General features: G+C 64.4%; 16 protein-coding genes. All 16 read right to left on the bottom strand.

Annotation, left to right across the window (positions count from 1 at the left end; all coding sequences use genetic code 11):
* Positions 1-84 precede the first annotated feature (84 nt).
* Positions 85-381 (bottom strand): AzlD family protein, encoded by a 297-nt coding sequence (locus FJ978_RS30455; protein WP_140495242.1) that lies wholly within the window; start codon positions 379-381, stop codon positions 85-87.
* Positions 378-1,106, bottom strand: coding sequence for an AzlC family ABC transporter permease (locus FJ978_RS30450; protein WP_140576447.1), 729 nt, complete (start codon positions 1,104-1,106; stop codon positions 378-380). The genes FJ978_RS30455 and FJ978_RS30450 overlap by 4 nt, the downstream gene beginning before the upstream one ends.
* Positions 1,107-1,376: 270 nt before the next feature.
* Complete coding sequence (locus FJ978_RS30440; protein ID WP_140576446.1) at positions 1,377-2,069, bottom strand: TIGR02453 family protein; 693 nt, start codon at positions 2,067-2,069, stop codon at positions 1,377-1,379.
* The gene (ligA, locus tag FJ978_RS30435) at positions 2,069-4,273 is read right to left on the bottom strand and encodes an NAD-dependent DNA ligase LigA (protein WP_140576444.1); all 2,205 of its coding nucleotides are present in this window, start codon (positions 4,271-4,273) and stop codon (positions 2,069-2,071) included. Before ligA ends, FJ978_RS30440 begins: the two co-directional genes overlap by 1 nt.
* Before the next feature lie 134 nt (positions 4,274-4,407).
* The gene (gene recN / locus FJ978_RS30430) at positions 4,408-6,081 is read right to left on the bottom strand and encodes a DNA repair protein RecN (protein ID WP_140576442.1); all 1,674 of its coding nucleotides are present in this window, start codon (positions 6,079-6,081) and stop codon (positions 4,408-4,410) included.
* A 217-nt stretch (positions 6,082-6,298) separates the two neighbouring features.
* A complete protein-coding gene (locus tag FJ978_RS30425; RefSeq protein ID WP_140576441.1) occupies positions 6,299-7,168 on the bottom strand; it encodes an outer membrane protein assembly factor BamD in 870 nt (289 codons plus the stop codon).
* Between the two features lie 252 nt (positions 7,169-7,420).
* Positions 7,421-8,371, bottom strand: coding sequence for a UDP-3-O-acyl-N-acetylglucosamine deacetylase (gene lpxC, locus FJ978_RS30420; protein ID WP_140576439.1), 951 nt, complete (start codon positions 8,369-8,371; stop codon positions 7,421-7,423).
* 280 nt (positions 8,372-8,651) lie between these two features.
* A complete protein-coding gene (gene ftsZ, locus FJ978_RS30415; RefSeq protein WP_140576438.1) occupies positions 8,652-10,340 on the bottom strand; it encodes a cell division protein FtsZ in 1,689 nt (562 codons plus the stop codon).
* A 66-nt stretch (positions 10,341-10,406) separates the two neighbouring features.
* Complete coding sequence (gene ftsA, locus FJ978_RS30410) at positions 10,407-11,714, bottom strand: cell division protein FtsA (protein ID WP_013894675.1); 1,308 nt, start codon at positions 11,712-11,714, stop codon at positions 10,407-10,409.
* Positions 11,711-12,652, bottom strand: a complete 942-nt coding sequence (locus FJ978_RS30405) for a cell division protein FtsQ/DivIB (RefSeq protein ID WP_140576436.1) — start codon at positions 12,650-12,652, stop codon at positions 11,711-11,713. The genes ftsA and FJ978_RS30405 overlap by 4 nt, the downstream gene beginning before the upstream one ends.
* Positions 12,640-13,566, bottom strand: a complete 927-nt coding sequence (locus FJ978_RS30400; protein WP_140576434.1) for a D-alanine--D-alanine ligase — start codon at positions 13,564-13,566, stop codon at positions 12,640-12,642. The genes FJ978_RS30405 and FJ978_RS30400 overlap by 13 nt, the downstream gene beginning before the upstream one ends.
* 303 nt (positions 13,567-13,869) lie before the next feature.
* Complete coding sequence (gene murB / locus FJ978_RS30395) at positions 13,870-14,835, bottom strand: UDP-N-acetylmuramate dehydrogenase (protein ID WP_140576432.1); 966 nt, start codon at positions 14,833-14,835, stop codon at positions 13,870-13,872.
* Positions 14,832-16,238: a UDP-N-acetylmuramate--L-alanine ligase gene (gene murC / locus FJ978_RS30390; RefSeq protein ID WP_013894671.1), complete on the bottom strand. Its 1,407-nt coding sequence runs from the start codon at positions 16,236-16,238 to the stop codon at positions 14,832-14,834. Before murC ends, murB begins: the two co-directional genes overlap by 4 nt.
* A complete protein-coding gene (murG, locus tag FJ978_RS30385; protein ID WP_140576431.1) occupies positions 16,235-17,362 on the bottom strand; it encodes an undecaprenyldiphospho-muramoylpentapeptide beta-N-acetylglucosaminyltransferase in 1,128 nt (375 codons plus the stop codon). Before murG ends, murC begins: the two co-directional genes overlap by 4 nt.
* 1 nt (position 17,363) lies before the next feature.
* Entirely contained in the window at positions 17,364-18,515 is a 1,152-nt protein-coding gene (gene ftsW / locus FJ978_RS30380; protein WP_013894669.1) for a putative lipid II flippase FtsW, read from the bottom strand.
* Positions 18,515-19,915: a UDP-N-acetylmuramoyl-L-alanine--D-glutamate ligase gene (gene murD / locus FJ978_RS30375; protein ID WP_140576429.1), complete on the bottom strand. Its 1,401-nt coding sequence runs from the start codon at positions 19,913-19,915 to the stop codon at positions 18,515-18,517. Before murD ends, ftsW begins: the two co-directional genes overlap by 1 nt.
* Positions 19,916-19,920: the final 5 nt, after the last annotated feature.

Below are 19,920 nucleotides of genomic sequence, written 5' to 3'. Positions count from 1 at the left end.
CTACTTTCTCCCCGTTTACGGGGAGAAATGCCCGGCAGGACAATGAAGGGCGGCGCGGAGTTTGAAACGTTCGCGCCGGCAAAATCACCCCACAAACTGCCGCGCCAAAATCAGCATCGCCGCCCCCGCCAGAAACATCGCCATCAGCCCGCCGCGCAGCGAAACCACTGCCGTGACCACCAATGCCGCCCATTCCGCCGGTCCGGCGTTCAACAGTTCCGGTGCCACCAGTGTCGTCAGCACCGCCGCCGGCACGGCGTTGAGGCCTGCCTCGACGCGTGGATGGATGTTGTCGAAGCGGGAGATGACCAGATGCCCGCCGATGCGCGTCAGATAGGTGGCGATCGCGCCGGCGATGATGATCCAGAACGTCGTGCTCATGGCCTTGTCTCCACGCCGCTATGGTGCGGCGGCAGGATGACGGCGAGGAGCACGCCGGCAATGGCGCCGATCGAGACGTGCCAGGGCGAGCCGACCGTCTTGTAGGCGATGATCGAGGCGGCGGCACTGGCGATCACCACCGGCAGCCACAGCGGCCGCTTGCGGAAGCCCATCACCAGGCCGAGAAAATAGATCGGCAGCAGGAAATCGATGCCCAGCGCTTGCGTGTCGGGGATCAGCTTGCCGAACATCGCGCCAAGCGCGCTTTCGATCACCCAGAACACGTAGACGGGCAGGCCCAGCCCCAGGTACCAGGCGAAACCGACCGTCTGTCCGGATTGCGCCCTCGCCTCGGCCACCGCGAATTGCGGGTCGGTGAGGATGAAATAGCCAAGCGCCTGTTGGATGATCGGCCAGTGCGCGATGCGCCGGCCGATGCCGGCGGAATAGAGCACATGGCGGAAATTGACGGCAAAGATCGACAGCACGATCAGCCACGGCGCCACATGTTGGCCGAACAGCTGGATGCCGACCATCTGGCTGGCGCCGCCATAGATCAACGCGCTCATCAGGAAGGCTTCGAAGACCGAGAAGCCATTGTCGACGGCAAGTGCCCCGAATAGGACAGCGAACGGCGCCGACGCCACCACGACGGGCATCGAGAGCCGCACGCCCTGCCAGAAATCGCTTCGATCGCCGCTCTGCGAAATCACGTCCGTCGCCATAAACCACTCCTGATGCATGTCACCCAAACGTGCGCAGCGGTTTTGGGATTACGACATGCACAACAACTAATGCATGTCGCCCAAAAAGTGACCCGGTTTTGGGGGAACGACATGCACAAAAACAAAGACCTAAAGCGCGTCGCATGAATCCGCTTCAGCGCGACGCGCTTTAGGAGTGGCGGTATGTAGGTGGCATGCCCAGCCTTGTCACACGAATTCGCTTGAGCCGAACGATCAACGGAAATGATCGTGGCGGCGCTCGAGTAACGCTTAATCCTTCGCGGTTTTGCCCTCGATAGCCCTGCCCCAATCGAGCAGCGGCTTGGCGCGCAAGGTGAAATCGACGAGCTCCTCGACCAGTTCCGGCCCGTGAATGCCGGCCGGATCGATCACGTGGCGAACGACGAAATGCCGGTTGCGAATGGCTGCGGCAAGGTCTTTGTCGATGACGTGTTCGAAGCCGCGCGGCGTGCGTTTCATGGCGCCTTCGGCATCGAGTTCGAGGCCATTCTTGTTCAACGCCTTCACCATGGCGCGAAACCTCTCGGGCCATGTCTCGATGGAACGGCGTATCGCCAGCAGCAGTGCGGCCTCCGGCTGCCACCAGGCGACGCCGGCGAAGCAACCCTCCAACCCGATATGCACATAGAACACACCTTGTTCCATCTTGGTGCCGTCCGGCGAAAGGATGGCCGACAGGTGGCGGTTGTAGGGTCGCTTATCCTTGGCGAAGCGCACGTCGCGATTGATGCGAAACAGCGACTTCTTGCGGTCGCCGCGCAAATCCAACCCCGCCGCTGCAAAACGCAGCGTCAGCGTGTCGACGAGATCGCCCAGTGGATCGCGCAATTCCGTTTCGAACAGGTCGCGGTTCTCCAAAAACCATTCCCGGCTCTGGTGGAAATCCAGCGCCTTCAGGAACGGAATGGCCTTTTGGCCGAACCCTTTGAAGGTGCTTTCCATCAGGACTTGCCGACCCGCTGCAGCCAGGTGTCCTCGTCGATGACCTCGACGCCGAGTTCGCTGGCAAGCTTGAGTTTCGAGCCCGCACCAGGCCCGGCCACCAGCAGGTCGGTCTTCGCCGAAACCGAGCCGGCGACCTTGGCGCCGAGCCGTTCGGCCATCGCCTTGGCTTCGGAGCGGGTCATCTTCTCCAGCGTGCCGGTGAACACGATCGTCTTGCCGGCGACCTCGCTGTCGGCCGAGACGGTGACGATGTACGGCTTCGGCTTGACCTGCTCGAGCAGCTTCTCAAGCACGTCGTCGTTGCGCTCATTGCCGAAGAAATCGCGCAGCGCGTCGATCACCGTGTCGCCGATGCCGTTGATCGACGGGAACACGGTGTGCGGATCTTCCGCCGCGGCCGTCTCCTTGCCGACGCGGATCAGCTCCTCGATGGTCGAGAAGGTGCGGGCGAGCAAAGCCGCCGTCGTCTCGCCGATGTGGCGGATGCCCAATGCGAAGATGAAGCGGTCGAGTTCCGGTTCGCGGCGCGAATCGATGGCTGCGAAGAGCTTGTCCAGGCCCTCATAGTTGCGGTCCTCGACGCTGCGGACATTCTTGCGCGTCTTGCCGGATGCCGCCTCGCGCTGCCTGGCCTGCTCCTCGCGCCGCTCGGCCAGCGCCTTGGTGACGGCTGGCCGGCGATCCCTGAGCGTGAAGATATCGGCGGCCGTCTTGATCAATCCGGCATTGAAGAAGGTATCGATGTTTTCCGCGCCAAGGCCTTCGATGTCCAGAGCGCCGCGCGAGACGAAATGGCGCAATCGTTCCACGGCTTGCGCGGCACAGATCAATTCGCCCGTGCAGCGTCGCCGCGAATCCTCCTTGCCGGTCTTCTCGTTGATTTCGCGGGTCGCCGGCGAACCGCAAACCGGGCAGGTGTGCGGGAACTCGTAAGGGGTAGCGTCGGCCGGACGCTTGTCGATGACGACGCTGACGATCTGCGGAATGACGTCCCCTGCGCGCTGGATCACCACCGTGTCGCCGATGCGCACGTCGATGCCGTCGCGGATCGGCTGGCCGTTGCTGTCGAAACCCTTGATGTAATCCTCATTGTGCAGCGTGACGTTCTCGACCACCACGCCGCCCACGGTCACCGGCGCCAGCCGTGCAACCGGTGCCAGCGTGCCGGTGCGGCCGACCTGGATGTCGATCTTCTGCACGGTCGTCATTGCCTGTTCGGCGGGGAATTTGTGCGCGATAGCCCAGCGCGGTTCGCCGGTGACGAATCCCCACCGGCGCTGCAGTTCCAGCTGGTCGACCTTGTAGACGACGCCGTCTATGTCGTAGCCCAGCGAGGAGCGTTGCTCCTCGATCCGGTGATAGTGCGCGACCAGTTCCTCGACAGACTTCGCCCGCACCATCAAGGGGCTGATCTTGAACCCCCACTCCGCGAATTTCTGCACCGCACCGTACTGGGTCGGCGCCGGATCTTCCGTCGTGTAGCCCCAGGCATAGGCGAAGAATTTGAGGTTTCGGCTGGCGGTGACGGAGGCGTCCTTCTGGCGCAGCGAGCCGGCAGCCGTGTTGCGCGGATTGACGTAGTCCTGGCCGCCGGCCGCCGCCGAACGTGCCTTCAGCGCTTCGAACTCGGCATAGGTCATGTAGACCTCGCCGCGTATCTCGATGATTTCCGGCCAGCCCGAGCCTTTCAGCTTCGCGGGAATGTCGGCGATGGTCCTCAGATTGGCGGTGATGTCCTCGCCCACAGTGCCGTTGCCACGCGTCGCGCCTTGCACGAATACGCCTTTCTCGTAGCGCAGCGATGCCGACAGCCCGTCGATCTTCGGCTCGGCGGTGAAGGCGATGTCGAGGTCCTTGTCGCGGTCGAAGAACCGCCGGCCGCGCTCGATGAAATCGGTGACGTCTTCGTCGGTATAGGCCTTGGCGAGGCTCAGCATCGGCACCGCGTGGCGTACCTTGGCGAAGCCTTCCGCCGGTGCGGCCCCTACCCTGAGCGACGGCGAATCCTCGCGTACAAGGCCGGGAAAGCGCTCCTCGATGGCCAGGTTTCGACGCCTCAGCGCGTCATATTCGGCGTCCGTGATGGTTGGTGCGTCTTCCGTGTGATAACGCCGGTCATGCTCGGCGATCTCCTCGGCCAGCCGCTGGAGCTCGGCTTCGGCCTCGCTTTCGCTGAGCGAATCGACAGGTTTTTCGGCCATGTTTTTCGTCCCCGAACGATGCCGCGTCACAATAGAACATGATCCCGAAAAGTGGGAACCGGTTTTCGGAAAAGATCATTCCTGACCAGCAGGATGGAGCCATATCCTGACTCGATCCATCACGCCGGATATTCCTATGCCGCGTTTGTGTTTTCGCGCAACAACCGCTCGGCGGCGGCGCGTGCCTCATCGGTGATCGTGGCGCCGGCCAGCATGCGGGCGATCTCTTCCTGCCGCGCCGTCCTGTCCATCTCGGCAATGCCGGTCGCCACGCGATCGGTGCCTCCCGATTTGGAGATCAGGAAATGCGTCGCCGCGCGCGCCGCCACCTGCGGCGCATGGGTGACCGAGAGCACCTGCACGCGCTTCGACAGCCGCGCCAGCCTTTGGCCGATAGCGTCCGCCACGGCGCCGCCCACGCCGGTGTCGATTTCGTCGAAAACCAGCGTCGGCGCCGAGCCACGGTCCGCCAGCGCGACCTTCAGCGCCAGCAGGAAGCGCGACAGCTCGCCGCCGGAAGCCACCTTCATCATCGGGCCGGGCCGCGTGCCGGGGTTGGTGCGCACCCAGAACTCGATCTGGTCGATGCCCTCTTCCATGCGGGTCTCGGCCTCGCTTTTCATCTCGACGATGAAGGCGGCGCGCTCGAGCTTCAGCGCCGGCAGTTCGGCCATGACGGCCTTGGTCAGGCCGATCGCCGCCGCGTGGCGCAGCGAGGAAAGCTGTGCGGCGGCAATGTCATAGGCCTCGCATGCGGCAGCGGCCTGCTTTTCCAGCCCGTGCAGGCGTTCTTCGCCGGCATCGAGATCGGCAAGATCGGCAACCATCGTGTCGCGCAACTGCGCCAGGTCATCGACGGCGACGCTGTGCTTGCGTGACGCGGCACGCAGCGAAAACAGCCGCTCCTCCGCCTTTTCCAGCCGTTGCGGGTCATATTCGGTGGCCCGCAATGCGGCCTCGACGCCAGACTGCGCCGCATCGAGCGACAGCATCGCCTCGTCCAGCGACTTGACGACGTCCTCGAGCAGGCCGGGCGCCTCCGTCGCCTTGCGTTGCAGGCGCCTCAGCAGGCTGGCCAGTTGCGGCAACGGCGAGGACGGGCCGGACAGCACGTCCTGCGCGTCATGAATTTCGGACGCGATCTTCTCGGCGCGCATCATGTGGGCGCGCAGTTCGGCAAGTTCCGTTTCCTCGCCGGGCTGTGGATCGAGCTTGGTCAGCTCAGTGACCGCCGCGCGCAGATAGTCGGCCTCGCGCGCCGCCGCCGCCACCTTGGCGCGGTGGCGCGTAAGTTCCTGCTCGCAGGCGCGCCAGTGCCGCCATGCCTCACCGGTCGAGCGGACGGCGCCGAGATGGCCTCCGAAAGCGTCGAGCACGTCCCGATGGGCACCGGGATCGACCAGGGCCCGTTCATCGTGCTGGCCGTGGATCTCGACCAGCGCGTGGCCGACATCGCGCATCAAGGTCACGCTGGATGGCTGGTCGTTGACGAACACCCGGGTGCGGCCATCCGCCGTCTGCACGCGGCGCAGGATGATGTCGCCGTCATCCTCGATGGCATTTTCGGCAAGCAGCGCACGCACCGGATGGTTGCGCGGCACATCGAACACGGCGATGACCTGGCCTTGCGCCGTGCCATGGCGCACCAGCGAGGCATCGCCCCGCGCGCCGAGCGCCAGCGACAAGGCATCGAGCAGGATGGATTTGCCGGCACCGGTTTCGCCGGTCAGCACGGAAAGACCGGGCTGGAAGTCGATATCCAGCTTCTCGATCAGGACGATATCGCGGATCGACAGTCTGGCAAGCATCAGAACCCGGACCTCAAGCAATTCGAGGAAAAGTGCGTAGCGGTTTTCCCACGGGAATTGCGTAGAACAAAAAGTTAGGACGGCTCAGCGCTTCACTCAAATCACCGAACCGCTGTGGAGCGGCACGCGACCCGGTTGGAGTCGCAGCGCCGCACTATCTTTTTGTTTCAGCGTCGGATCAATCCAAAAACGCGCGCTTCGGTCCGAGGCCTGGCGGTCAGGCGCCGGTGATCAGTTTTCCGGCCTTGGATATCCACGATCCGGCATTCTCGCGCGGAGCAAGCCCGTTGCTCTGCAGCAGCTTGTAGGAATCCTTGTACCATGGGCTGTCGGGATAGTTGGTGCCGAGCACAGCGGCGGCCGTCTGGGCCTCCGAGGTCAACCCCATCGCGTAATAGCTTTCGGTGAGGCGGGCGAGTGCTTCCTCGACATGGCGCGTATTGGAATAGTTCTCCACCACGGTGCGGAAGCGCTTGACGGCGGCGATGTATTCGCGGCGCTCCAGATAATAGCGGCCGATCTGCATTTCCTTGCCGGCGAGCTGGTCGTTGGCGAAGCGGATCTTCTCCTTGGCGTCGTCGACATATTCCGAAGTCGGCCAGCGCGTGACCAGATCCTGCATCGTCTGCAAGGTCTGGCGTGCTTCCTTCTGATCCTGCGTCACGTCCTTGATCTGGCGGTAGTAGCTCAGGCCGATGATGTACTGCGCATAGGGCGCGTCATCGGTGGACGGGTAAAGCGCCAGATAGCGCTTGGCCGACGAGATCGCTTCGTCGTAGCTGCCTTTGCGATAGTCGGCGAAGGCGCCCATCACCATCGATTTGCGGGCCCATTCCGAATAGGGATGCTGGCGGTCGACGGCGTCGAACTTCTTGCTCGCCTCGTCCAGGCGACCGGCATTCAGATTGGCGAGGCCCTGGTTGTAGAGAACATCGGCCGGCTCGGTCTGGTCGACATAGGTCGACAGGTCGATGTCTTTCTCGGACGACATGCAAGCCGACAGAAAGAGCGATGGAACAACCACCGAAAGCGCCAGGAAAACAGACCGCTGCGGCGCTTTCGATTGACCGACTCGCTTGAAAAACATGATTGGATTGCGCCCTTTCGGCGTTATTTTAATGCCTCTTGCATGCTGTTGTCCCAAAACTGGTCCCCACTTTTGAGCGACATGCACTAATCGACGGCAGCAGCCATAGACCATAACCGCCTTGCCCGGCAACGCTATGTCCAGCCAATCGCGCATTTTTGTGGCGGCCGGACCGAGTCGGAGTATCGCTGCGATTTCGCCGGAGGATGGTGCATTCATGCAACACTCACCGTCCCGAAAACGTCGAGGAATTCAGATCATCCAAGGTGCGTAGAGCGGCGCATTGACGGCGCTCATCTCGGCGGCGCGGCCGCGCTCGCGGCGCGTCGTCTCGACGATTTCGAAAGCCGTGCGGTCCGACAGCAGCCGCCGCAACGCCGCCGCGTTCAGCCTGTGGCCGCCGCGATAGGAGCGGAAACAGCCGATGAAACGAGCGCCGGCCAGCGCCAGGTCGCCCATGGCGTCCAGCGTCTTGTGACGCACGAATTCATTGGGGAAGCGCAAGCCTCCCATGTTGATGACGCGGTTGTCGTCTCCAATCACCAGCGAATTCTCAAGCGAGGATCCCAGCGCATAGCCGGCCGCCCACAGCCGCTCGACATCCTTCATGAAGCCGAAGGTGCGAGCCCGCGCGATGTCGCGGCGAAAAATGTCTGCATTGAGGTCGGAAGCGAAGAGTTGGCGTCCGATCGCCGGGCTTTCGAAGTCGATCTCGACCTCGAAACGGGTGCCGTCATAGGGCCTGAACTCGGCCCAGGAAGCACCGTTCTCGATGCGGACCGGCTTGACGACCCTGATGTAGCGCCGCTTGACCGGCAAGGTCTCGATGCCCGCCTGGTCGATGGCTTCCACGAACGCCATGGCGCTGCCGTCGAGGATGGGAACCTCGTGACCGTCGATCTCGATCAGGACATTGTCGATGCCGAGGCCTAACAACGCGGCCATGATGTGCTCGACGGTGGCGATATGCTCGCCTGCCGGATCGCCAAGCATGGTGCACAGGTCGGTGGCGCCGATCTCGGAAAACAGCGCGCGGAACTCACGACCCTGCCCTTCCTCGCTGACAAGCTGGAACACGATACCGGTATCGGCATCCGCGGGCACGAAACTGACGGAAACTTCTTTGCCGCTGTGAACGCCGGTGCCCGTAAGCGACGCGCGCGCCTTCACTGTCGTCTGGTAGTCGTGCAAGACAATCCCCATAAGCCCGTAATGCCTAGGTCCGCTTCTCCAGCCCGAGGGCGCGGCTCTTGTTAGATCGGCTGGCAGGGCGACTTCCCCCGAAATCCCGGCAGACCGACTGTGGTAGGCAGCGAAGATAGTGTCCCGGCAGGGAGACTCCAAATCACGGTTTCTTACTCTTTGTAACCGCGAACGGGAATACGAACGACGTTATAACCGATTGTTTTTGCAGCATTTTAAACGTTAACAGGCAAGCAATTTCTTGCTTGCCTGTTAACAATTGTTACAGCCCGTTAACCGCTCAGTTGGCCTGGCGGCGCAGGAACGCCGGAATCTCCAGCTGATCGTCGTCTTGAGTCGCCCGCGTCTGCGGCGTTAGGCGGCCCTGGTCGTCCAGCTGGCCGCGGCGCGGCGCATAGAGCTGGGCGTCCTGGCTGGCGAGACGGCGCACTTCCGGTGCCGCCTGGCGCAGCTTGGGCTCGCGCGGTTGCGCCGGCTGCAGCCGTGCGGGCTCCTCCTCGCGGCGGGTCAGGCCGTTGGTCAGGCGCTTCAACAGGCCCATCGGCCCGCTGTTGTTCTCATGGTCGGCCGGGCGGCTCTTGGCATCCACCTCGGCCTTCACGACCGGCGGAAAGTCTTCGACGCGTGGCATGCGCTGCGGCGCCATCGCCACCGGCTGCTGCACTTCACGCAGCATTTCGCGCGGCTGCGGAGCCGGCTGCATCATCTGCTGGACCACCGGCTGTGCCATTGGCTGCGGCTGTGCCGGCGGCGCCTGGAAGATCTTGCTCTGCGGGCGGAAATCGTCCGCATGGGCGACAGGAGCCGGACGAGCCTGCGCCATCGCCGCGGCGTTTGCCTCGGCAAGCTGGATGGCTTCGGCGACCGGATCCGCGGCGCGCGGCTCGTATGCGGCCTGCTGGACCGGCGCCGGGCGGCTTTCCACCGCTGCCACCGCCGGACGGGCGGTCGGCTTCTGCGGCGCGGTGCGGATCGCGATCGGCGCGGCGGCGATTTCAGCCGCCGACTTGTCGATGCCGGTTGCGACCACCGAGACACGGATGACGCCTTCGAGTTCTTCGTCGAAGGTGGCGCCCAGGATGATGTTGGCGTCCTGGTCGACTTCCTCGCGGATACGGGTCGCCGCTTCATCGACCTCGAACAGGGTGAGGTCGCGACCGCCGGTGATCGAGATCAGCAGGCCCTTGGCGCCCCTCATCGACGTCTCGTCGAGCAGCGGGTTGGCGATCGCCGCCTCGGCGGCGGCCATCGCACGGCCCTCGCCCGAAGCTTCGCCGGTGCCCATCATGGCCTTGCCCATTTCGCGCATCACCGAACGCACGTCGGCGAAGTCGAGGTTGATCAGGCCTTCCTTGACCATCAGGTCGGTGATACAGGCAACGCCGGAATAGAGCACCTGGTCGGCCATGGCGAAGGCGTCGGCGAAGGTGGTCTTGTCATTGGCCAGCCGGAACAGGTTCTGGTTGGGGATGACGATCAGGGTGTCGACGCATTTCTGCAGCTCCTCGATGCCGAGGTCGGCCGTCTTCATGCGGCGCTGGCCTTCGAAATGGAACGGCTTGGTGACGACGCCGACGGTGAGGATGCCCCTTTCGCGGGCGGCCCGCGCCACGACCGGAGCAGCACCGGTACCCGTGCCGCCGCCCATGCCCGCGGTAACGAAGCACATATGGGTGTTGGACAGGTGATCGATGATCTCGTCGATGCACTCTTCGGCCGCCGCACGGCCGACTTCAGGCTGCGAGCCGGCGCCGAGACCCTCGGTGACATGCGCGCCAAGCTGGATCAGCCGATCGGCCTTCGACATGGTCAGCGCCTGCGCGTCGGTGTTGGCGACAACGAACTCGACACCGCGCAGACCGGCGGTGATCATGTTGTTGACGGCATTGCCGCCGCCGCCGCCGACGCCGAACACGGTGATGCGGGGCTTAAGCTCGGTGATGTCCGGCTTCTGCAGATTGATGGTCATTGTCTCCGTCCTTTGCCTTTCACGCCGCGTCGCCGCCGCGGCCGCCTATGGGGCTGTCCCCGTCAATTAGAAACTGTCTCTCAACCACTGACTCATGCGATGCAGTTTTCCGCCCGTCCCGGTCATCCTGAGACCGGAAATTCCTTTCGCCGGATGGCTCTCGAAGCTCGCCATCTGCGGATAGATCAAAAGCCCGACGGCGGCCGAAAAGGCTGGCCCCTTCGCCGCCTCGGGCAAGCCCGCCACGCCGAGCGGGCGGCCGATGCGCACATTGCGCCCCAGGATGCGGCGCGCCGCTTCCGGCAGGCCGGCGAGCTGGCTGGCGCCGCCGGTCAAGACGACGCGCTTGCCCACCGCATTGCCGTAGCCGGATTTGTTCAGCCGGTCGCGCAGCAGTTCGAGCGTTTCGTCGATGCGGGCGCGCACGATGCGCGTCATCACCGAACGCGGTATCTGCAGCGGCACGTCGCCATCGTCGCCGATCGGCTGGATCGAGACCAGGTCGCGGTCGTCGGCACTGCCCGGCAGCGCCGAGCCATGCATCACCTTCAGCCGTTCGGCGGCATCGAGCGAGGTCGAGAGCCCCTTGGCCATGTCGAGCGTGACATGGTTGCCGCCGATGGCGATGGCGTCGCCATGGACGAACTTGCCTTCCGAAAACACCGAGATCGTCGTCGTGCCGCCGCCCATGTCGATGCAGGCAGCGCCAAGCTCCAGCTCGTCGTCGACAAGTGCCGCCAGCCCGCTGGCATAGGGCGTTGCCACCATGCGCTCGACCGAAAGGTGCGAGCGATTGATGGAGAGTTCCAGATTGCGCATCGGGGCGGCGTCACCGGTCAGCACATGCATGTCGACGCCAAGCGCGTCACCGACCATGCCGCGCGGGTCGCGCACGCCGCGCTCGGCGTCCAGCGAGAAGCCGACGGGCAGCGAATGGATCACCTCGCGCTCGGCCTTGAGCGCCTGTTTGGCGCCGGCGCCGAGCACGCGCTTGATGTCGGCTTCGTCGGCCTCGTGGCCGCCAAGATTGATGGTCGCGGCGAAAGCTTCGCTCTTCAGCCGGCCGGCGGTCATGTTGACGATGAGTGAATCGACCGTCAGCCCCGCCATGCGCTCGGCGGCGTCGACGGACAGCCGGATGGCATGCTCGGCCCGGTCGAGATCGACGACCACGCCAGACTTCACGCCTTGCGATTTCTGATGGCCGATGCCGATCACCTGGATCCGGTGCGAGCGGCCGCGCAACAGCTTGCCGTCGTCGCACGGCTTCAGCTTCGCCACCATGCAGCAGACCTTGTTCGAGCCGACATCCAGCACCGTCAAGGTGCCGGAACGGCGCGACGAGGCATCGCCATGACCGCCAAGCCAGCTCATATCTTCGTCTCCGGCTTGCGCTTGAGGGTTTTCGGCTTCTCGTTGAGTGCGGCCTCGCGCTGCGTCACCGCCTCGGGCGTCAGCTGCACGACCAGCCGGTCGGTCAGGCGCATGTCGACGGCAGCGATGTCGCGCGACAACAGCCCCTTGTCGTGGTCCATCTTGACGAGTTCGGCGAGCGCCTGGTCCTCGTCATCCTCGGGCAGCTTGACGGTGATGCCGTTGTCCAGCTTCAGGTCCCAGCGCCGCTCACCGACACGGATGTAGCCTTTCACGCGGGAAGCAAGGTTCGGATATTTTTCGATCTTGGCCAGGAAGTCCGGCGCCTTGGCCGGCGCACCGGTCCCGATCAGCAACGGCAGCAGCACCTGCTTGCCGCCCGAGAACGGCGCGATGACGGAGCCATCCTTCTCGATGACCGAAAGGGCGTCGCCCTGCTGCCAGAGCGCGAACGCCTCGCGCTCCCCGACGCGCACTTCCAACGTGTGCGGATAGACCTTGCGCACCGCCGCGACCTCGATCCACGGCAGGCCCGAGATGCGCTCGCGCGCGGCCTCCGCGTCGAAGCCGATCAGCGACGTCCAGCCGTCGAGTTCGAGCCTGTCGAGAATATCGATCTCCGAGGTCTGGCGGTTGCCGACCACCTTGACCTGATCGACGGCAAAGCCGGTACGGGCGGTGATGCTCTGGATGATGCCGTCGGCATGGCCGCCAAGATAGGCGCCATAGGCGCCGCTCGAAGCGAGCAGCACGGCGGACATCATCGCGGCTGAGAAACGCGGCGCCTGGAACTCGCCGTCACCCAGGCGCGCCAGGATGCGCACCGGGCGGCGGAGCATGCGCGGCAGGACGAAATGGTCGAACGAAAGCGACAGGCCAAGCAGCGACGGCCCGGCCGCGCCCTTCCCCTTGCCTTGTCCCCATTTCAACGCAGACACGAAGCGTCCTCCACCATCCAACTCAACAGATCGCCAAACGAGTGCCCGGCATGGGCGGCGATTTCAGGCACCAAGGACGTCGGTGTCATGCCCGGCTGGGTATTGACCTCGAGCCATACAACCTCGCCATTTTCGGAGTGACGATCGTCATAACGGAAGTCCGACCGGGAAACGCCCCGACAGCCGATCACTTGGTGAGCCTTGAGCGCCAGTGTTTGTATTTTTTGGTAAATATTCGGTGAAACTTTTGCGGGGCATTCGTGCTTTGATCCGCCAGCGACATATTTTGAATCATAGTCGTAGAAGGAATGGCCGGTCGGGATGATCTCGCAGACCCCGAGCGCGACATCGCCCATCACCGCACAGGTCAGCTCCCGGCCGTGGATGTAGCGCTCGACCATGACGGTATCGCCATATTTCCACTCGGACGAACCGATGACCTGCGGCGGATGCGACTGGCCCTCGCTGACGATGACGACACCAAAGCTCGAGCCCTCGCTGACCGGCTTGACCACATAGGGCGGCTTCATCGGATGCTTGTCCTGGATGGCGAAGCGGCTGGTGACCTTCGATTCGGCGACAGGCATGCCGACCGATTTGGCAACACGTTTGGCCTGCTCCTTGTTCATGGCCAAGGCCGAGGCGAGCACGCCGGAATGGGTGTAGGGAATGGCGAGATATTCGAGGATGCCCTGGATGGTGCCATCCTCGCCGAACGGACCATGCAGCGCATTGAAAGCGACATCGGGCTTGAGTTCGGCGAGCACCGAGCCGACATCGCGCCCGACATCGACACGCGTGACCCGGTAGCCTTCTTTCTCGAGTTCATCGGCGCAAGCCTTTCCCGAGGACAGGGACACGGGCCGCTCGGACGAGAAACCTCCCAGCAGTACGGCCACATGCTTGCTCTTCATTCCCCGTCATCCCCTCTCGTGGCGGACCAAAACCAGGATTTCCGCAACATTGAGTCCGAGTCTCCCGGCAGGTTGCCCCCCCCCAGACGGAAAACGCGGGTAACGCGTCGAACGACTCAAATCAGGAAACGCTTTCGAGCAGAGAATCAGAGAGTTGATTCACTGGCAAGTGCTTATGATTCCGAGAGATTCACTTTCTGAGAAAATGGCTGCGAAAACCGTGTCGGTGAGTCCTGGGAGCAACGGTTTTGCGCGTTCTGGGAACGCGTTGAAGTTCATGCATCACATGAACTTCAACGGCGGCTACAAGAGCTGGCCGAGAAACTCCTGCACGGCATGCCCGGAGCGGAAATTGCCGATGCGCTTGATCTCCCAGTGCAGGCGGATGCCCGAATGTTCGAGCACGCGGGCACGCACGGTCTCGCCGAGATATTCGAGATCGTAACCGGTCGCCGTGCCGGTGTTGATCATGAAGTTGCAGTGCATCGGCGACATCTGTGCACCGCCGATCATCAGGCCGCGGCAGCCTGCCTTGTCGATCTCCTTCCAGGCCGACGTGCCTTCCGGATTCTTGAAGGTGGAGCCGCCGGTCTTTTCGCGGATCGGCTGCACGGTCTCGCGATGGCTCTGGACAGCATCCATCGCCGCCTTGATCACCGCCTTCTCCTCGGCAAAGCCTTCGAACACGGCCGAAGTGAAGATCAGTCCGGAGGGGGCCCCGGAATGGCGATAGGCATAGCCCATCTCGGCATTGCTCAACGTCAGGAGATTGCCCTTGCGGTCGAGCGCCCGCACCTCGACGACGCGCTCGCGTGTCTCGACACCATTGGCGCCGGCATTCATCCTCAGCGCCCCGCCAATGGCGCCTGGGATGCCGTGGTAGAAATGGAAGCCGCCAATGCCTGCCTCGAGCGCCGCCGCGGCCACCCGCTTGTCGGGCGTGGCCGCGCCGGCCTTGATCCTGATCGGCGAAATGACTTCGGCCTCGCCAAAGCCCTTGGCTGAAAGCCGGATGACAAAGCCGGGAATGCCGCCGTCGCGGACCAGCAGGTTCGAGCCGACGCCGACGATGGTCAGCGGCACCTCTTCGGGAACCGCCTTGAGGAACGCGGCCAGGTCCTCCTCGTCGGCCGGCTGGAACAGCGCCTCGGCAAGGCCGCCGGCCCGGAACCAGGTGATCTTGTCCATCTCGGCATTCGGCGTGATGCGGCCGCGCAGGCCCGCAAGCCGGTCGCCAAGTCTGTCGATCAGGGCCTGGCCGTGCATCATGAAACAGTCCCGCCAAGCTCCTTGGGCAGCGCATAGGCCCATTGGGTGATGTTGCCGGCGCCGAGGAAGACGACGAAGTCGCCAGGCTTGGCCAGATCTCGGATAACCGGCGCGATCGCCGCCGGCCCCTCGATGTAGCGGGCATCGCGATGGCCGCCGGCACGGATGCGAGACACCAGCTCGTCTGACGTGACACCGTCGATCGGCTCTTCGCCGGCAGCGTAGACCGGGGCGACCATCACCGTGTCGGCGTCGTTGAAGCAGGCCGAGAACTCGTTGAACAGATCATGCAGCCGGGTGAAGCGGTGCGGCTGGGCAATGGCGATGACGCGGCCCTTGGTGGCGCTGCGCGCCGCCTTCAGCACCGCGGCGATTTCGACGGGATGGTGGCCATAATCGTCGAACACATCGACGCCGTTCCACGAGCCGGTATGGGTGAAGCGCCGCTTGACGCCGGCGAAGGACGACAGGCCCTTCTTGATCGCCTCGGCCGACAGGCCAAGTTCGTGCGCGACCGCGATCGCGGCGGTGGCGTTGGAGACGTTGTGACGGCCGGGCATCGGCAGCCGCAGGTCCGATATCGCTGTCTGGCCGCCGGTCTTGCGGTTGCGGATCACCACGTCGAATTCCGAAATGGCGCCGGCCATGCGGTGGTTGGTGAAGCGCACGTCGGCCTGCGCGTTCTCGCCATAGGTGATGACGCGGCGGTCCTCGATCCTGCTGACCAGCGCCTGTACTTCCGGGTGGTCGGTGCACATCACGCCAAAACCGTAGAACGGCACGTTCTCGACGAACTGGCGGAACGCCTCGCGCACCTTGTCGAAGCTGCCATAGTGATCGAGATGCTCGGGATCGATGTTGGTGACCACCGCGATCTCGGCCGGCAGTTTCAGGAAGGTGCCGTCGCTCTCGTCGGCCTCGACCACCATCCACTCGCCATCGCCCATACGGGCATTGGTGCCATAGGCGTTGATGATGCCGCCATTGATGACGGTCGGGTCGAGCCCGCCGGCTTCCAGCAGCGTCGCGACCATCGAGGTCGTCGTCGTCTTGCCATGCGTGCCGCCGATCGCCACCGCCTGGCGGAAGCGCATCAGTTCGGCCAGCATCTCGGCACGGCGCACGATCGGCAGCAGCTTTTCGCGCGCGGCCTTCAGCTCCGGATTGGATTTCTTGATCGCTGTCGAAACGACCACCACCTCGGCCTCGCCGAGATTCTCGGCCTTGTGGCCGACGAAGCATTCGATGCCCTTGTCGCGCAGCCGTTGCACGTTGGCGCTGTCGGCCTGGTCGGACCCTTGCACCTTGTAGCCGAGATTGTGCAGCACTTCGGCGATGCCGCTCATGCCGATGCCGCCAATACCGATGAAATGCACAAGGCCGATGGTCTGCGGCATCTTCATGCGTGCGTCCCCTTCCTGAAATCCGAGACGGTTTTTTCGGACGCAATAGCCTCTGTGAGATCGGCGAGCAACCGTGCCGCGTCCGGTCTGCCGGCCGATTTCGCGCCTGCAGCCATCGCGGCCAGCCGCTCGGGATTGTCCATCAGCCCACCAATGAGCGCCGCGATGCGCTCGGGCGACAGCGAGGATTGCGGGTGCACCTCGCCGCCTCCGGCAGCGGCAAGGGCCGCCGCGTTCGCCGCCTGGTCGTGGTCGAGCGCATAGGGATAAGGCACCAGCAGTGCCGGCCGGCCGATGACGGCGATTTCCGAAACGGTCGAGGCGCCGGAGCGCGAGATCACCAGATGCGCGGTCGCCATGCGCGCCGCCATATCGGTGAAGAAGGGCGAGACCTCGACGGCGACGCCAAGAGCGGCATAGGCCGCCTTCACTCGCGCCACATCGTCCGCCCGCGCTTGCTGCGTGATCACAAGCCGTTTGCGCTGCGCATCCGAAAGCAGCGCGACGGCCCCCGGCATGGCGTCGGAAAAGAACTGCGCACCCTGGCTGCCGCCGAACACCAGGAGGCGGAACGGCTGTTCGCCGGCCGATGCCACGTAAGGCGTCCTGGCCGCTTCCAGCACGGCCGGGCGGACCGGATTGCCTGTCGTCACCGTCTTGGCGCCCGCGGCAGTCGTATCCTGCGGCAGGAAGCCGCCGGCGATCGCGTCCACGCGGCCGGCCAGCGCCCGGTTGGCGCGCCCCATCACCGCGTTCTGCTCATGGATCAGCGTCGGCACCTTGCGCCGCGTCGCGGCATAGAGCGGCGGCAAGGTCGGATAGCCGCCGAAGCCGACGACCGCATCCGGCTTGATCCTGGCGATGACAGCGGACGCCTGGCGCACGCCGCGCCAGATTTTCCAGAAGGCGCCGAGCATGGCAATGGGGTTCTTCGAGCCCATGGTCGCCGACTGGATGGGATGGATGGCGGCGGCCGGGAAATGGCCGGCAAACCGCTCGGCGCGGTCGTCGGTCGCCAGATGCACCGACCAGCCGCGCTCGTTCAGCTCATGCGCCAGCGCCTCGGCCGGAAACAGGTGTCCGCCGGTTCCGCCCGCCGCGAGAAGGATGACGCCTCTCGCCATGTCACTCCGCCGGCATGGCGCGCTGCGGCAGCGTAAAGCCCATCTGCTTGCGCTTTTCCGGCCGCTTGCGCGTCAGCGCCAGCACCATGCCCATCGAAATGGCGATGGCGATCTGCGAGGAGCCGCCATAGGAGATGAAGGGCAATGTCATGCCCTTGGCCGGCACCAGCTGCAGGTTGACGCACATGTTGATGACCGCCTGCAGGCCGAACACGGTGACCAGGCCGCCGACCGCATAGCGGGTGAAATCGTCATGTTCCTTGAGCGCCGTGTTGAGGCCGCGCAGCACGATGAAGGCGAAGATCGACATGATGAAGAAGCACATGATCAGCCCGAATTCCTCGCCCGCGACCGAAAACACGAAGTCGGCATGGCTGTCCGGAATGACCCGCTTGACGGTGCCCTCGCCCGGCCCGACACCGAACCAGCCGCCATTGATCAGGGCGTCGCGTCCCATGTCGACCTGGAACGTATCGCCTTCGCCGGTGAGGAACTTGTCGATACGCAAGGCAACGTGCGGGAACACCGTATAGGCGGCGAAGACGCCACCAACGCCAGCCGCGCCCAGCACGATGATCCACAGCCATGGCAATCCCGCCATGAAGAACATGATGCCCCAGGTGCCGGTCGTCAACATGGTCTGGCCGAGATCCGGCTGCGCCACCAGCAGCGACACGACCAGCACCAGGAGCAGCATGGCGAACAGATTGCCGGGAATGTCGGGCTGGCGCTTGTGTTCGGCGAACAGCCAGGCGCACATGATGACGAAGGCCGGCTTGAGGAATTCCGACGGCTGGATCGACAGGCCGGCAATCGACACCCAGCGCCGCGCGCCCTTCACCTCGATGCCGATGTAGAGCACCGCCACCATCAGCACCAGCATCAGGCACAGCATGATCAGTGCCATGCGCCGGATCTGCCGGGAATCGAGGAAGGAGACGGCCAGCATCACGCCGAGCGCCGGCACGGTGAAGATGATCTGCCTGGTGGCGAAGTGGAAGCTGTCGAGACCGATGCGTTCGGCCACCGCCGGGCTGGCAGCGAAGGACAAGACGATGCCGAGCCCCATCAGCGACAGGAATGCCGCCAGGAACCAGCGATCGATCGTCCACCACCAGGTTGCAACCGGGCTTTTGTCGAGACGGCTCTGCATTATCGTGCCCCTCCGATGGGTTTCACGCCCTCGATAGCATTCGCAGCTTGCCTGAAGGCTTCGCCGCGGACTTCGAAATTCTTGAACTGGTCGAAACTGGCGCAGGCCGGCGACAACAGCACCACAGCCTCGCCGCCGTCGTCCCTGGCCGCATCATGCGCGGCGTGTTCGACGGCCGCGGCCAGGGTGCCCGATATCTCGTAGGGCACCGCCTCGCCCAGCGTCGCCGAGAAGGCGGGCGCCGCCTCGCCGATCAGGTAGGCCTTGGCGATGCGCGGGAAGAAGCCGCGCAGCGGCTCGATGCCGCCTTCCTTGGGCAGTCCGCCGGCGATCCAGTAGATGCGGCTGAAGCTCGACAGGGCGGGCGCCGCCGCATCGGCATTGGTCGCCTTGGAATCGTTGATGAACAGCACATGGTCCTTGCGGCCGACCTGCTCCATGCGGTGCGCGAGGCCTGGGAAGCTTTCCAGCCCCGACTGGATCTCGCCAAGCTCCAGCCCGACCCTCAGGCATGCAGCGACCGCGGCAAGCGCGTTCTGCGCATTGTGCTGGCCGCGCAGCGAACCGATGCCCTCGAGGAAGGCGACCCGGCTGTAGCGGCCGTGCACGGCTTCCATCAAATTGCTGCCGTCGGCGAAATAGCCGTCGGTCAAAGGCAGCCGCTTGGAGATGCGGATGACCTGCCGCCCTGCTCGTTCCAGCCGTTCGGCGATCTGCGCGCACCAGGAATCGTCGATGCCGATGATCGCCGTCTCGCTGCCCGCTACCAGCCGCTCCTTGATCGAGGCATAGTGCTGCATGGTGCCGTGGCGGTCGAGGTGGTCGGGCGTCAGGTTGAGCAGGATGCCGGCCGTCGGGTTAATCGAGGGTGCAAGGTCGATCTGGTAGGACGAGCATTCCACGACATAGTGGCGATCGGGCTTCGGCGGATCGAGCGTCATCACCGCGCGGCCGATATTGCCGCCCATCTGCGTGTCGCGGCCCGCAGATTTGAGGATATGCGCCGTCAGTGCGGTCGTCGTCGACTTGCCGTTGGTGCCCGTTATCCCGATGAAGGGAGCTGCCGGCGCACTGAGCGTGCGTTCGCGGCAGAACAGTTCGATGTCGCCGATCACCTCGACACCGGCGCCGCGCGCCAGCTCCACCGTCCAATGCGGCTTGGGATGTGTCAGCGGTACGCCCGGCGACAGCACGAAGGCCGAGAATTTCGCCCAGTCGGCGCCGCGCAGGTCGGCGGTTTCAATGCCGGTGGCGGCCGCCTTGGCGACACTGTCGGGATTGTCGTCCCAGGCCAGCACCTCCGCGCCACCCTCGATCAATGCCCGCGCGGTCGCGATCCCCGAGCCACCGAGCCCGAAGAGCGAAACGCGCTTGCCTGCGAAAGATGCGGCGGGGATCAAGGGGT

Source organism: Mesorhizobium sp. B1-1-7, from assembly GCF_006442705.1.
Classification (GTDB): domain Bacteria; phylum Pseudomonadota; class Alphaproteobacteria; order Rhizobiales; family Rhizobiaceae; genus Mesorhizobium; species Mesorhizobium opportunistum.
This window is presented reverse-complemented; position numbering and strand designations above follow the sequence as displayed.